The sequence below is a fragment of the Mariniphaga sediminis genome (assembly GCF_003573545.1).
Taxonomy (GTDB): Bacteria; Bacteroidota; Bacteroidia; order Bacteroidales; family Prolixibacteraceae; genus Mariniphaga; species Mariniphaga sediminis.
In genome coordinates, this window is the sequence record NZ_QWET01000003.1 from 219,438 (window position 1) to 234,067 (window position 14,630).

The following is a 14,630-nucleotide window of genomic DNA, read 5'->3' on the forward strand; positions in this document are numbered from 1 at the left end:
ATCCACAACTACACCTTCGTCAGGTAATATATTAACAACAAATTTAACGTTAACTTTTGAAAAAATACTATGGCCCGGCTAATCATTATCTTCGGCAAGCCACTCGGCAAACGATGTTACCGTTTCAAAAAGGCGAACGCTGAACAGCGAAATCTCCTCGGGCAGATGCTGTTGGAGAATATCGGCAATGTAGGCAGCAATGTTCTCGGTGGTGGGTTGAAAATCTACAATTAGAACACGTTCCGAAGTTTTTTGTAACAGCGCAATTTGTTCTTCGGAAACCAGGCGGTTAACCATCAGTGCATGGTCAAAGCGGCTGACAATCTGGGATTTTACAATATGTTTCAAATCGGAAAAGTCCATGACCATCCCGTCTTTTGGGTGACCGGGTTGGTTGCGTGGCTCACCGATTAAGGTTATTTCGAGATTGTATGAATGCCCGTGAATATTACGGCACAGCCCGTCGTATCCATGAAGCGTGTGGGCCATCTCAAAATGAAAGCGTTTGGTTACCCTGATTTTTGGCATAACAAAAAATTCAAATTTTATGGGGCAAAAGTACCCAAATTAGTTGAATTGGGTATTTTTGCAGCTTAAACAAAAAATGAGCTTTATCCAATTCATAACATTTTTTCTGATTGGCGTCGGATTGAGTTTCGATTCTTTTGCTGTTTCTGTTTCCTGCGGATTGATGAGGCAGGAAATCCGGTTTAAGCAGGCTATTCCCATTGCCGTATCGCTGGCATTTTTCCAGGCATTTTTTCCGGTTATTGGCTGGCTGGCCGGTACCACGCTTCATAAGTTGATTTATTCGGTTGATCACTGGATTGCTTTCGGCTTGCTTGCATTAACAGGAATAAAAATGATGGTGGAAGGAGCCAAACCGGACGGGACGTTGCAAAGCTTTGATCCTTTTAAAGTCCGGATTATTTTGGGGCTTTCAATAGCTACCAGTATAGACGCACTGGTGGTAGGTCTCAGTTTCGGTTTTCTCGAATTACCTATTTTATTCCCGGTAGCTATTATTGGTGCTGTAACTTTTCTTGCCTCCATGCTGGGCATGCTGTTTGGCAAATACATTCCGGCCAAATGCAGCAAACAGTCCCTTATTTTGGGAGGGATCATTTTGATCGCAATAGGAATCAAAATATTGGTGGAGCATCTGTTCGTCTGAAAACAAGCCGGCACTAAATCCTGAAAATCCGAAGTGATACCCTGTAATCTTCTTTTTCAATTTCTTTTTCCAGTTCCGGATAAGGCGAAACGTTCATCAGTTGAAAAGCAAAATCATGAATTGTATCCGATTGATTGTTATAGGTGTCCAGCCACAATGTGTCAACCACTGAGGTGTGAACTGACAGCTTTACCCTTACCATCCCGGCCCAAATGCAGGTAGCTCCCTGCGGGCATCTTGAATCCTGTATGTCGGTAATTTTGAAATACATTAAACTATCAGGTGAATAGTAGTTTTCCTCGAAGCTGAATCCCTGTTCTTTGCTCCATTCAAAAGTACCGGGCAGTGCTTCCTCGTTACAAGCGAAAAAGGCTAAGACTAAAAGCGTAAATAATCCATAAAACTTCTGCATGACGTTTCATTTTTGTAATGAATGAACAACAGTGTAATGTTAAATATTAAGCGACATACGCCTTTCACATTCCCGACTCCGGTCGGTCAGTCCTGCATGCAATTCCCTTTGAGGATTAAAGGTGTGTGGGGATTTTATAAGACACAACACATAGACGCGAAAACGGGGTAGAAGGTTGCGTGTAAGGTAATTATTTGTTGCGGGTTTATATTCTGCCATTCGGTCTGAACAGCGGAGAAGCTTGTTTCCCAATGATTAATTAAGCTGAAATAATTGCATGAAGAATAGCCAAATTGAATTTTTCTCCTGTTTTTCCTCGTCCAATTTGTTACTTTTGTGGTTTCATCGAAAAGGAAAAAAATGAACACAGACTTTACGAAGACCAACTATCGGTTGCAATCGGTTAATACCGGGAAAATATTTGATGAAAACGGCTGGATACTGGATGCACCGGGAGAAACAGAACCTACCCTTATCCGTGCTTTATATGAAAAAACACAACTCAACGTAAAACACAGTTCATGGGGATTATATCAATTTGCCGATTGGCTTCCCATTGGCCGGGTGCTTCATGGATCATCGGCACCGGTAACATACAAAAGTGAAGGGTTGAGTAAAGAGCTGGGACTGAAAAATCTTTGGATTACATTCAGCGGTTATTGGCCTGAAAAAGGGGCCGGAATAACCACATGTAGTTTTAAAGAAACTGAAGCCTATTCCGTTTGCGGACGAATGACACCCGATATGGACAAAATACTGGTGGTAGCGTCAGCCGGAAATACATCACGTTCATTTGCCAAGGTTTGCTCTGAGAACAACATTCCATTGTTGATTTGTGTTCCGGAAGATAATCTCAGTGCCCTTTGGTTTGATAAGCCGCTGAATGACTGTGTAAAGTTGATATGCAGCCGTTCCGGAAGCGATTATTTCGATGCCATTCATCTGTCGAATATTGTGGCAGGTATGGAAGGTTTTATCCCGGAAGGGGGTGCAAAAAATGTGGCACGCCGCGATGGAATGGCCACCACCGTACTTTCAGCTGCCACTACAATCGGGCAAATTCCGGAATACTATTTTCAGGCAGTGGGGAGCGGCACCGGAGCCGTTGCTGCATGGGAGGCCAACCTGCGCCTGCTGGCCGACGGAAGGTTCGGAACCAACAAAATGAAGTTAATGGTTTCCCAAAATATTCCGTTTATTCCAATGTTCGACGCCTGGAAGGCTGGTTCCCGGGCCATGCTGCCACTCGACGAAACATTGGCCCGGAAACAGGTGGAAGAAATTGATGCCAAGGTATTGTCAAACAGAAAGCCGGTTTATCCTATTGCCGGCGGATTATATGATGCACTTATCGATTCCGGCGGCGATGTGCTTATTGCCACCAATGAGCAGGCAAGAGATGCCGCACAGTTGTTTGAAGAAACAGAAGGTGCAGATATTCATCCTGCCGCAGCCGTTGCTACTGCCTCATTGATTGATTTGGTAAGAAAAGGAATAGATAAAGAGGCTCTTATTATGCTTAATATTACTGGTGGCGGCGAAAAAAGATTCAAAGCTGAAAATAAGTTATTTTACCTGAAGCCTGATATGGTTTTCGATTTCAATCCTGATCCCAGCGAGGTTCGAAAAGGGGTTGAAATGTTGTTTCAATCGGCTAAATCATTTTCTGTTTTGGAAAAATAGGGAACACATTCGGCATGTGTTTTTTTACTTTCTTACTTTTAGAGCGAGTATAATAATTTAATTCATATAACATGAGGAGGCTCAAAATTTCATTGTATTTCATCATTGCTTCTTTTTATATATTGGCCGTATCGTGTAACCGGTACACCGATTATTCAAGTGTTCCATGGGAACAAAATGAAAATCCACCCTGGGAAGATCCGGGTGTTTATGAAATAAACCGGGAAGCCGCACATGCCCATTTTATTCCGTATGCTACTGTGGAGCAGGCGCGTTCAGAAGACAAATGGCAGTCGCCTATGTTGCATTCGCTCAACGGGATGTGGAAGTTTCATCTGGCGCAGCATCCTTCCGAAAGGCCCTACTGGTTTTTTAAGGATGATTTTGATACCCGGCAGTGGGATGAAATTGAAGTGCCGTCTAACTGGGAAGTGGAAGGATATGATTATCCGATTTATACCAATATAACTTATCCGCACGGGGCAACACCGCCTAAAATTGAGGGAGACCACAATCCGGTGGGCTCATTTAAGCGTACTTTTTCCATTCCGACTGGCTGGAAAGGAAAAGAGATCATCCTTCATTTCGGTGCGGCAGGTTCCATGCTTAACGTCTGGGTAAACGAACAGTTTGTTGGGTACAGCGAAGACAGTAAAACCCCGGCTGAATTTAACATTACCAAATACCTGAAGCCGGGAGAAAACTCCCTGGCGGTGGAAATTTTCAGGTGGAGCGATGCTTCCTATCTCGAAGATCAGGATTTCTGGCGTTTGAGTGGCATCACCCGTGATGTGTATCTTTGGGCTCGCAACCAGCAGCAGATTCGGGATTTTAGGATCGCTTCCGGCTTGGATGAAACATACACAAACGGTATTTTTTCGGTGGAAGTGGATGTGTTAAATCAGGGAGAAAAGGCCGGTTCAGCCGTTCTTGAAGCTGTTCTTTACGATCAGGGAGAGGTCTTGGGAGAATTTTCAGAACCGTTGGAAAACGGAGAACAAAATGTTCTTTTTGAGGCTGAATTTCCGGAGGTGAAAAAATGGTCGGCAGAGTATCCCAATTTGTATGAACTGATTATTACATTGAAAAACGAAGATGGCCTGGTGGAAGTTATCCGGCAGGACATTGGTTTTCGAACTGTAGAAATAAAAAATGCCAATTTGCTGGTAAACGGACAGTATGTGTACCTGAAAGGAGCCAATCTCCACGAGCATCATGATGTGAAGGGGCACGTGGTAGATAAGGGAACGATGCTGAAGGATATTTTTACAATGAAAGCCCATAATCTGAATGCCGTTCGAACATCTCACTATCCGCAGCCGGAATTATGGTACGAGCTCTGTAATAAATACGGTCTGTATGTTATAGATGAAGCCAATATCGAATCGCACGGGATGGGATATGATGCCGAATCGCTTGCTAACGATGAAGCATGGAAGGAGGCACATCTCTATCGTACCCGTAATATGTTTGAGCGGGATAAAAACCAGCCCTGTATCATTATCTGGTCAATGGGAAATGAGGCAGGAAACGGAGTGAATTTTTATGTCACTTACGATTACCTGAAATCGGTTGACCAAACCCGGCCTGTTCAATATGAAAGGTCTTTACTGGATTATAATACAGACATTTACTGCCCCATGTACATGCCGATAGAAGGAATGGAAGAGTATGCCAAATCGAATCCAGAGCGCCCGCTGATCCAGTGTGAGTATGCACATGCCATGGGTAACAGCGTGGGTAATTTGCAGGATTACTGGGATTTGATTGAAAAATACGATGTGTTGCAGGGAGGTTTTATCTGGGATTGGGTAGATCAGGGGCTTCTGACTAAAAATGAAGATGGCGAGGAATTCTGGGCTTACGGAGGCGATTTTGGCCCTGAAGATGTTCCTTCCGATGGTAATTTCTGCCTGAATGGGTTGGTGAATCCCGACAGGGGGATAAAACCCCATTTACTGGAAACAAAAAAAGTGTATCAGTATATTGGTTTTGAACCGGTAAATTTGAACGATGGAATTATCAGTATCAAAAATAAATACGCTTTCCGTAATCTTTCTGATTTCTATTTTTCCTGGGAAATTACAGGAGACGGTAAGGTTATTCATTCAGGAAAATTTGAAAATGTACAGGCGGCTCCCGGTGAAAGTGTTCGTGCAAACTTTGATCCTTCGATTGTTGCCGAGCCCGGTGTGGAGTATTTCCTGAATGTGAAGGCTAACCTGAAAAATTCGGACGGATTATTGGAAGCCGGCACTGAATTAGCTGCTGAGCAGCTTAAGCTACCGGTTTTTGTTCCGGTAGAGAAAATGGAGCTGGCAACTATGCCCGGGCTTACTGTAAATGATGGTGGGCAGTCGGTTGCGATTTCAGGAGAAGGATTTTCCATTGCTTTTGACAAAGCGGCAGGCACAATAAGCAGCTTTAAAAAGGGCGGAACCGAATTGATGGAAAGCGGCCCTGTTCCGAACTTTTGGCGGGCGCCCATTGATAATGATTTGGGTAATAACCTGCACAAACGCAGTCGGGTATGGCGCGCTGCCGGGAAAAGCCGGAAGGTGTCCAATGTGGCAGTAACCCAAAAGGCCGGCAACCTGGCTGAAGTGGTTTTTGATTTTGATTTGGTAGATGATTCAGAAGAAAAAATTGCAGAATACCAGTCGGTTTACCAAATTTATGGTTCAGGAGATGTGTTGGTTACCAATCATTTTAAAATGACAAAAGATGAGTTGCCTGAAATAGTGCGAATGGGCATGAACCTGATAATGCCCCGCCGGTTTGACCAGGTTGCCTGGCTGGGCCGCGGGCCTCACGAAAGCTATTGGGATCGTAAAACCAGTGCGTTTGTTGATTTGTATGAAGGAAGTGTGGCAGATCAGTACTGGGCCTACCTTCGTCCGCAGGAAAACGGAAACAAAACCGACGTACGTTGGATGGCCATTACCAATCAGGATGGTAACGGGCTGTTTTTTGAAGGAATGCCGCTGTTGGAAATGAGTGCTCACCACAACCTGCTGGAAGATTTTGAATCGTTGGAACGCTCCGACGGCAAGCAGCCGGAAGGTGTGAAGGTGGTAAACCGCCACACAACCGATGTGAAGCCGCGCGATCTTACATCCGTGAATGTGGACTTCAGGCAGATGGGTGTAGGAGGAGATGATAGCTGGGGAGCATGGACGCACGACAAGTACCGACTCACCGGAAAAGAATATAAATACAGTTTTCGCATGAAAGGGATGGGGTCTGAGGACAATCCGGCGGAACTGGCAAAACAGAAATTATAAAATATATTTTTATCCGAAGGGCACGAAGAGGCAGGTAACTTTGTTTTGCCTCTTCGCGCCTCCTCGGTTTAATTTTTTCGGTTACCTTTGCCCGAAATAGCCGATTATGGATGTTAAGAATTTCACCTACCTGTTGCTCTTACTGGGCTTGCTGGTAATCCCACCGGCTTTTGGTTTCAAAAATCAATTACGTTTTTTTGCCCGGCTGAAGTACCTGCTTCCTTCCATTGTTTTTTCAGGTGCAATATTTGTTTTGTGGGATTTGCGCTTTACAGAACTCGGAATCTGGAGTTTTAATCCGGAATATGTAACGGGTGTTTATATCAGGAACCTTCCTCTTGAAGAGTGGCTTTCGTTTTTAGTAATACCCTATTTGTGTGTTTTTATATACGAATATTTAAATGAAAAACTGGCCCGGTTTGAAAAACCCAACTTTTTTCTGGCCGTAAGCCTGGTGTTGCTGGTTATTTTTGTACTGCTTGCCTGGTTTGCCCGTCAAAAACTGTACACATTTTTTACCTTTTTCCTGCTTTCAATTTACTTTGGGTACACAATTTTCAGGAATCGTTTTAAGCAACATCTTACCAAGTTTTACCTCACATGGCTCATTTCACTTGTTCCGGTTTTGCTTGTAAATGGTATTCTTACTGCACTTCCTGTGGTAGAATATAACGAGATTCACTTACTGGGTATTCGTTTCTTTTCTATTCCGGTAGAGAATTTCTTTTACCATTTTCTGCTTCTGATAATGAATATCACCATTTATGAGTACCTTAAAAAACAGCGTTTCTTTTAGTCATTCCAAACATCTCTTAAAACTTTGTTGAGCATGAAATTTTTGTACAGAACCGGCATTCTTTTTTATTCCCTGTTTGTCAGGGTTGCGTCGCCTTTTAATTCCAAAGCCAGTCTGTTTGTAAAAGGCCGGAGAAACTGGCAAAAAAAGCTGGCGCAAAAGATTGAAAACAACGCCCGGTATTTGTGGTTTCATTGTGCCTCGCTGGGCGAATTCGAGCAGGGGCGTCCGCTGATTGAAGCGGTCAAACAACAGTACCCGGAGTACCGGATTTTGCTTACCTTCTTTTCGCCTTCCGGCTATGAAATTCGGAAAAATTACGAATTGGCAGATATTGTGATGTACCTTCCGCTTGACACAAATAGAAATGCCCGAAAATTTATTCGTCTGGTACAGCCTGAAAAGGCATTCTTTATTAAATATGAGTACTGGCACTTTTTTATAGGCGAGCTAAAAAAACAAAATATTCCCTTGTACATTGTTTCGGCTATCTTTCGCGAAAACCAACGTTTTTTTAAAAAGGACAACTGGAGTAAATGGTACCGGAAAATGTTATTTCATTGTTCACATTTTTTTGTGCAGGATGAAAGATCCGGGGAATTGCTTCAGTCAATCGGGCTAAACAATTTCACCGTTTCCGGCGATACCCGTTTCGACCGTGTGGCTACCATTGCCCATTCTGCAAAAGAAATTCCTGTTGTTGAAAAGTTTAAAGGCAAACAACCGCTACTTGTTGCCGGAAGTACATGGAAGCCCGATGAGGAGCTACTTGCAGAGTTTATTAACAATCACCCGGAACTGAAAGTTGTTTTTGCTCCCCACGAGGTAACCTCTGCAAATATGAACAGATTGGAGCAATTGTTGAAAAATCCGCACATACGGTTTAGTAAAGCCGGAGAAAATGAGATAGACCGTTTTCAGGTGTTGATAATTGATTCTGTAGGGCTGCTTTCTTCTCTTTACCAGTACGGAACACTGGCTTATATCGGAGGTGGTTTTGGCGTAGGCATCCACAATATTTTGGAAGCCGCTACTTTCGGGCTTCCTGTAATTTTTGGCCCGAATTACGAAAGGTTTAAAGAGGCAGTAGAATTAAAAAAATTGGGAGGTGCAATGCCGGTTAATAATTTTAGTGAATTGGAGCATACCCTGAACGATTTTTTATCAAAGTCCGGTAGATTGGAAGGTGCATCGGATGTTTGCAAAAATTACGTAGAAAAAAACGTGGGATCCACAAATCTTATCCTAAAGAAAGTTTTTAACAAGTAGCCCTTTTTTGCACGTATTTTGTTGTTATTTTTTTCCCTGAAAAATTGGTTTTTTTCATCCGAAAATTCTATTAAAAAAAATCTGACGAATCCCAAAAAATGACCACTTTTTGTAAACTTTTTTGTTGAAGTAACAGGTCAATATTCTGTAATAGAGCACAATAACAATTCAAAGTTGATAACTTTTCATTTTTTTAATCGTAAAAGTATACGAGTGTTTTGGTTTCTGTTTTATCTTGCGTTACACAATTTCAGAGCAGGGACCTTTTCAAAATTTAGAATAAATAAAAGTACTATAAATATTATAACTGGACACTATGGCATTTGAAGAAGTATCAGTAAAAACAACCGCCGCCGGTAAAAAAATTTATTCGCAGGAAGAAGCGGTAAAAGCCTCTCTCGAGTATTTCAAGGGAGATGATTTGGCTGCCCGGGTATGGGTAAATAAATACGCTTTGAAAGATTCTTTCGGGAATATTTTTGAACGTACGCCAGACGATATGCACCGCAGGCTTGCAAAAGAAATCGCGCGGATTGAAAAGCGGTACCCTAACCCGCTTACTGAGCAGGAGATTTACAACGTTTTAAAGGATTTCAGGTACATTGTACCACAAGGAGGACCCATGACAGGGATTGGCAACGACTATCAGGTGGCGTCCCTCTCCAACTGCTTTGTGGTAGGAAACGACGGAGATTCAGACTCGTATGGCGGAATCATGAAAATTGACCAGGAACAGGTACAATTGATGAAACGCCGTGGCGGAGTGGGGCACGATCTTTCTCACATCCGACCTAAAGGTTCGCCCGTAAAAAACTCAGCGTTAACCTCAACAGGTATCGTTCCGTTTATGGAACGTTATTCCAATTCTACACGTGAGGTAGCGCAGGATGGACGCCGGGGAGCGCTTATGCTTTCGGTCTCCATAAAACATCCCGACTCTGAAAGTTTTATCGATGCAAAGCTGGAGCAGGGTAAGGTTACCGGCGCCAATGTGTCGGTTAAAATGGAAGACAATTTTATGAAGGCAGTGGAAGAAGGTAAAGCCTACGAGCAAACTTACCCTATTTATTCCAAAAAACCACTGTACAAAAAGGAAATTGATGCAGGAAAGTTGTGGAATAAAATTGTGAAAAATGCCTGGCAATCGGCTGAACCGGGAATTCTTTTTTGGGATACAATCATCCGGGAATCAGTGCCGGATTGTTATGCAGACAAAGGGTACCGGACCGTTTCAACCAACCCGTGCGGTGAAATCCCACTGTGCCCTTATGACAGCTGCCGGTTACTGGCTATTAATCTTTATTCTTACGTGGAAAACCCGTTTACATCGAAGGCCAAATTTAACTTCGATCTGTTTAAGGAACATGTGCATTACGCGCAGCGGGTTATGGATGACATCATCGATTTGGAGTTGGAAAAAATTGATGCCATACTTGAGAAAGTAGAAGCCGATCCCGAAGATGAGGAAATTAAGTTTGTGGAGAAGAAACTATGGGAAAATATTAAGAGAAAGGCGAACGAAGGACGTAGAACCGGAATAGGTATTACGGCTGAAGGCGATATGCTTGCCGCACTGGGACTACAGTACGGGAGTGATATTGCCACCGACTTTTCGGAAGAAATCCATAAAACAGTGGCCCTGGAAGCTTACCGCTCTTCAACTTTTTTGGCTAAAGAACGCGGTTCGTTTAATATCTACGAAGCGGAAAGAGAAAAAGATAATCCGTTCATTAACCGTTTAAAAGAGGCTGATCCCGGTTTGTACGAGGATATGGCAAAATACGGACGCCGGAATATTGCGCTGCTTACCATTGCGCCAACCGGAACCACCAGTTTGATGACACAGACCACTTCGGGTATTGAACCCGTGTTTCTGCCAGTTTACAAGCGCCGTCGTAAAGTGAACCCGGGCGATAAAGATGTGCGTGTTGATTTTGTAGATGAAGTAGGCGACCACTGGGAAGAATATACCGTGTTTCATCATAAGTTTAAAACATGGATGGAGGCCAAGGGGCACGATATCAATCGTGAATACTCACAGGAAGAACTGGATGAACTGGTAAAAGAATCGCCTTACTTCAAAGCAACCTCCAATGATGTGGACTGGCTTTCGAAAGTGCGGATGCAAGGCAGGATACAAAAATGGGTTGATCATTCCATCAGTGTAACCATTAACCTGCCGTCCAATGTGTCGGAAGAGTTGGTAGGTCAGCTCTATTTTGAGGCATGGAAAAGCGGTTGTAAAGGTGTAACTGTTTACCGTGACGGATCGCGATCCGGCGTTCTTGTTTCAAACAGCGGCTCCGAAAAGAAAAAAACAGGATTTCCTACCAAGCGTCCGGAAAAACTGGATGCAGAAGTGGTGCGGTTCCAGAATAACAAAGAAAAATGGATTGCCTTTATGGGGATTATGGATGGTAAACCCTACGAAATATTCACCGGGTTGTCAGATGACGAAGATGGTATTTTGCTTCCACGCTCGATTACAAGTGGTTATATTATTAAGAGTTATGACAGCGAAGGAAACTCCCGGTACGATTTTCAGTATGAGAACAAACGGGGCTACAAAACTACGATAGAAGGACTTTCGTACAAATTTAACCCGGTGTTCTGGAACTATGCCAAGCTGATTTCCGGTACGTTGCGTCACGGAATGCCTATTCATAAAGTAGTAGAGTTGGTAACCAGTCTGCAACTCGATAATGAAACAATCAATTCGTGGAAAGCCGGAGTGGCGCGCACATTGAAAAAATATATTCCCAACGGAACACTGGCAGAGGATGCCTTGTGCGAAGAGTGTGGTTCCGATGAGGTGGTTTACCAGGAAGGGTGCCTCACATGCTTGTCATGTGGCTCTTCAAAATGCGGATAGTAATCTGTTTGTTTTGAAAAAGATGCCTTTTGGGGTAGTATCATAAAAAAAAAACAGGATTGAATTTCAATCCTGTTTTTTTTTATGATATTTATTTTTTACTTCTTTTTTCAATTCCTGCTTTTAAGCTTCAATCATTCTTTTGTAGTCTTCTGCAGAAAGTAAATTTTCCAGTTCTGATTGATCGCTGATTTTAATTTTAATCATCCAGCCTTTTCCATATGGATCTTTGTTTACCAACTCCGGCTCATCAGCCAGGGCTTCATTTACTTCGGAGACTACGCCATCCACCGGCATAAATAAATCAGAAACCGTTTTCACTGCCTCAACAGTTCCAAAAGTTTCGCCTTTGTCGAGTTCTTCCCCTTCTGTTTCGATTTCAACAAAAACTACATCGCCCAGCTCTCCCTGGGCAAAGTCAGTTATCCCTACAATGGCTGAATCTCCTTCCACACGAATCCATTCATGGTCTTCGGTGTATTTTAATTCTGCTGGTATTTTCATATTTCCTGTTTTTAAGTTCTTGTCAAAATTAATACTTTTTACTGAAATCAGACTTTCAAACTTTATCCAATTCCCTGATTTATGTCTTATTTTGGTGAGACCTACCATTTACAGGTGGTGGATAACAGAAAAAGTTGATCATTTTTCTTCCGGCTCAAAGTGCCTGTTCCCGTATGTAGCGGGCTGTTCTGAAATCAGGTTGCCATTCGAACAAAGATGTCACCGCCAGTTTGATCCGCGAATAAAGAGGCGGCAGCGAGAGTCGCTTATTTACAGATTATATTTTTTGAAAACAGTGGTTACCGTGTGGCCGCCAAACCCAAAAGTGTTGTTCAATGCAATGTTCACTTTTTTATCAAGCGGTTTGTTGAGCGTGATATTTAGTTTAGGATTTATTTCAGGATCAACCTTCGTAACATTGATGGTAGGAGGAATTTTGCCGTTGACGATGGTCTGAACACAGGCAATCGATTCAACCGCTCCTGCAGCGCCAAGTAAATGGCCGGTCATCGACTTGGTGGCACTGAGGTGAATACTCTCCAGTGAATTACCAAAAATATCAGCAATTGCTTTACATTCACTGATGTCTCCAACGGGTGTGGAGGTCGCATGAACATTGATATAATCCACATCCTGTTCCTTCAATTTCGCGTCAGTAAGTGCCTCTTCCATGGCCAGTTTGGCTCCCAGTCCGTCGGGGTGGGTGGCAACCACATGGTAAGCATCGGCCGCTGCGCCATAACCTGCTAACTCGCAGTAAATTTTTGCCCCTCTTTTTTGGGCGTGTTCCATCTCTTCAATCATGAGCACCCCAGCTCCTTCGCCCAGCACAAAACCGTCGCGATCCTGGCTGAATGGACGTGATGCCGTTTCCGGCGAATCGTTCAGGGTAGACAATGCTTTGGTGGCATTAAAACCGCCAATGGCCACTTTTGAAATAGTAGCTTCACTGCCACCGGCAATTATAATATCTGCACGCCCAAGCCTGATTAGGTCCAGGGCAGTGGCAATGGCATTATTCGATGACGCACAGGCTGATATCACTCCATAGTTTATTCCATGTAACCCGTAGCGTAAAGAGATTTGTCCTGCCGCCATGTTAGCTATCATTTTGGTGATAAAGAACGGGCTGAACCGGGGGTTTTCTCCGTTTCGTCCAAAATTCAGGACTTCGTCTTCGAAGGTGATCATCCCGCCGATTCCGGTTGCCATGATGACGCCTATCCGGTTCCGATTGCTCTTTCCCAAATCCAGTTGAGAATCTTCCATACACTCCGAGGTGGCGGCTAATGCATATTGCGTGAAGAGATCCGTCTTCCGGGCCTCTTTTTTGTCCATGTATTGCAGTGGGTTAAAGTTTTTAACCTCGCAGGCAATTTTCGTTTTGTAGTTGGTGGTATCAAACCGGGTTATGGCCGTTCCTCCACTTTTCCCTTGCAACAGATTATTCCAATATTCATGAACACTGTTCCCAATTGGAGTAATGGCTCCCATTCCTGTTATAACTGCTCGTTTCATTTTATGCTGTTTTAGTGTGAAATCTATTTATTAGTAAGTAAGTATATATCTCAAAAAAAATCAGGGCCTCAAATTATCGAGAATAGACTGGCTGTAAGTTTTATAATCTACCTTCTCAACAATACCGTGAATTTGTAAACTGGCTACCAAACCCGAGAAGATTGCCAACGCTTTGCTCTGGGTATCTTCTTTGAACGCAAAAATATTTTTTGCCTTTCCTGATTCAAGTATTTGGGTTAGCCATTTCATAATTATATCGATCATTTTTTTTAATTCTGTTTGGGTAGCCCCGTCAAGTGTATTGTAGGCAGGGCCTAATGAGCCCACCAGGCATTTTTTATTTTCACGCCGGCTTTTTACATAAATTTTAATAAACGCTTCGAGTTGCTTCCATTCATCAAAACCCAGCGAGTGCATGTTTTCAACCATCTCTTCAAAACGCTGAATGTTCGTTTTTACAATGCTGGTGCCCAGGTTGGCCTTTGTGGGAAAATAGTAATGCACTGCTGCATTTTTTATCCCCATTTCTGTTGATATGTCCTGATAACTAAAAGCGTTGTATCCCTTTGTGCGTATAAGATTTTCACCTAACTCCAATATCTTCTCCCGGGTAATCGACATAGTTTGCTATTCTACATATTAGAACGGCAAATATACTTACTAATAAGTAAAATTCAAAATATATCACTCGTGTTGACTACAGGGTGTTGTTTGTCAGGGGTTTAGTTTTTATTCGTGTTGAGGAATGCAGGATGGATAAGAGAAATATTAAAGTTAACCAATATCAGGCACCTTTTCAGCATAGGCTGAAAAGAGTGCATAATGCTGTTGTGATAAAGTCTTAAAAGCTGTTCACAAGTCTATTGAGATTTTCGAGAGCGGAGGCACATCCTTCTTTAAGGCCCATTGTAATAAGTGATTCCAAACTGGATAGACGGGTCAAAGTTATTTCAACTGTTACAAGCGACGAATTTTTTGCTGTAGTATCCAATTCCCTGGTCAACACATTTTTTGTCATTTCCGGAATGATATATCCTGGCAAATTTTTAGAAAAGCTTTCAAAAAAATGTATTTTTATTTGTTAAAAGCCGGTTTAATAATTTTAATTTTTTGAAAAT

The 14,630-nt window shown here is 42.8% G+C and carries 11 protein-coding genes; 6 read left to right on the top strand and 5 right to left on the bottom strand.

All coding sequences use genetic code 11. From position 1 onward, the window contains the following. Positions 1 to 78: 78 nt before the first annotated feature. Entirely contained in the window at positions 79 to 528 is a 450-nt protein-coding gene (gene queD / locus D1164_RS05240) for a 6-carboxytetrahydropterin synthase QueD (RefSeq protein WP_119348906.1), read from the bottom strand. Positions 529 to 604: 76 nt separating this feature from the next. Between queD and D1164_RS05245 the strand changes: the two genes are divergently transcribed. After that, a complete protein-coding gene (locus D1164_RS05245) occupies positions 605 to 1,174 on the top strand; it encodes a manganese efflux pump MntP (protein ID WP_147372050.1) in 570 nt (189 codons plus the stop codon). Positions 1,175 to 1,187: 13 nt separating this feature from the next. Here D1164_RS05245 and D1164_RS05250 read toward each other — a convergent pair whose 3' ends face one another. Continuing rightward, positions 1,188 to 1,586, bottom strand: coding sequence for a hypothetical protein (locus tag D1164_RS05250; RefSeq protein ID WP_119348908.1), 399 nt, complete (start codon positions 1,584 to 1,586; stop codon positions 1,188 to 1,190). Between the two features lie 360 nt (positions 1,587 to 1,946). Here D1164_RS05250 and D1164_RS05255 point away from each other — a divergent pair, with 360 nt between their 5' ends. The 5 genes from D1164_RS05255 (at position 1,947) to D1164_RS05275 (ending at position 11,490) form a co-directional block, all read left to right on the top strand. Further along, positions 1,947 to 3,269 carry a cysteate synthase gene (locus tag D1164_RS05255; RefSeq protein WP_172594344.1) on the top strand — a complete coding sequence of 441 codons (1,323 nt, stop codon included), beginning with the start codon at positions 1,947 to 1,949 and terminating at the stop codon, positions 3,267 to 3,269. Between the two features lie 71 nt (positions 3,270 to 3,340). Next, the gene (locus D1164_RS05260; protein WP_119348909.1) at positions 3,341 to 6,553 is read left to right on the top strand and encodes a glycoside hydrolase family 2 TIM barrel-domain containing protein; all 3,213 of its coding nucleotides are present in this window, start codon (positions 3,341 to 3,343) and stop codon (positions 6,551 to 6,553) included. A gap of 106 nt (positions 6,554 to 6,659) precedes the next feature. Beyond that, entirely contained in the window at positions 6,660 to 7,349 is a 690-nt protein-coding gene (locus D1164_RS05265) for a lycopene cyclase domain-containing protein (RefSeq protein WP_119348910.1), read from the top strand. A 33-nt stretch (positions 7,350 to 7,382) separates the two neighbouring features. Further along, a complete protein-coding gene (locus D1164_RS05270) occupies positions 7,383 to 8,618 on the top strand; it encodes a 3-deoxy-D-manno-octulosonic acid transferase (RefSeq protein WP_172594345.1) in 1,236 nt (411 codons plus the stop codon). A gap of 316 nt (positions 8,619 to 8,934) precedes the next feature. Continuing rightward, a complete protein-coding gene (locus D1164_RS05275) occupies positions 8,935 to 11,490 on the top strand; it encodes an adenosylcobalamin-dependent ribonucleoside-diphosphate reductase (protein WP_119348911.1) in 2,556 nt (851 codons plus the stop codon). Between the two features lie 123 nt (positions 11,491 to 11,613). Here D1164_RS05275 and gcvH read toward each other — a convergent pair whose 3' ends face one another. The 3 genes from gcvH to D1164_RS05290 form a co-directional block, all read right to left on the bottom strand. Beyond that, the gene (gene gcvH, locus D1164_RS05280) at positions 11,614 to 11,994 is read right to left on the bottom strand and encodes a glycine cleavage system protein GcvH (protein ID WP_119349049.1); all 381 of its coding nucleotides are present in this window, start codon (positions 11,992 to 11,994) and stop codon (positions 11,614 to 11,616) included. Positions 11,995 to 12,264: 270 nt separating this feature from the next. Beyond that, positions 12,265 to 13,512, bottom strand: a complete 1,248-nt coding sequence (gene fabF, locus D1164_RS05285) for a beta-ketoacyl-ACP synthase II (RefSeq protein ID WP_119348912.1) — start codon at positions 13,510 to 13,512, stop codon at positions 12,265 to 12,267. Positions 13,513 to 13,572: 60 nt separating this feature from the next. Beyond that, positions 13,573 to 14,133, bottom strand: coding sequence for a TetR/AcrR family transcriptional regulator (locus D1164_RS05290; RefSeq protein WP_119348913.1), 561 nt, complete (start codon positions 14,131 to 14,133; stop codon positions 13,573 to 13,575). Positions 14,134 to 14,630 lie beyond the last annotated feature (497 nt).

What these genes read in the sequence shown, in the direction of transcription:
- queD (WP_119348906.1), bottom strand. Translation starts at nt 528, where the DNA reads ATGCCAAAAATCAGGGTAACCAAACGCTTTCATTTTGAGATGGCCCAC.
- D1164_RS05245 (WP_147372050.1), top strand. Translation starts at nt 605, where the DNA reads ATGAGCTTTATCCAATTCATAACATTTTTTCTGATTGGCGTCGGATTG.
- D1164_RS05250 (WP_119348908.1), bottom strand. Translation starts at nt 1,586, where the DNA reads ATGCAGAAGTTTTATGGATTATTTACGCTTTTAGTCTTAGCCTTTTTC.
- D1164_RS05255 (WP_172594344.1), top strand. Translation starts at nt 1,947, where the DNA reads ATGAACACAGACTTTACGAAGACCAACTATCGGTTGCAATCGGTTAAT.
- D1164_RS05260 (WP_119348909.1), top strand. Translation starts at nt 3,341, where the DNA reads ATGAGGAGGCTCAAAATTTCATTGTATTTCATCATTGCTTCTTTTTAT.
- D1164_RS05265 (WP_119348910.1), top strand. Translation starts at nt 6,660, where the DNA reads ATGGATGTTAAGAATTTCACCTACCTGTTGCTCTTACTGGGCTTGCTG.
- D1164_RS05270 (WP_172594345.1), top strand. Translation starts at nt 7,383, where the DNA reads ATGAAATTTTTGTACAGAACCGGCATTCTTTTTTATTCCCTGTTTGTC.
- D1164_RS05275 (WP_119348911.1), top strand. Translation starts at nt 8,935, where the DNA reads ATGGCATTTGAAGAAGTATCAGTAAAAACAACCGCCGCCGGTAAAAAA.
- gcvH (WP_119349049.1), bottom strand. Translation starts at nt 11,994, where the DNA reads ATGAAAATACCAGCAGAATTAAAATACACCGAAGACCATGAATGGATT.
- fabF (WP_119348912.1), bottom strand. Translation starts at nt 13,512, where the DNA reads ATGAAACGAGCAGTTATAACAGGAATGGGAGCCATTACTCCAATTGGG.
- D1164_RS05290 (WP_119348913.1), bottom strand. Translation starts at nt 14,133, where the DNA reads ATGTCGATTACCCGGGAGAAGATATTGGAGTTAGGTGAAAATCTTATA.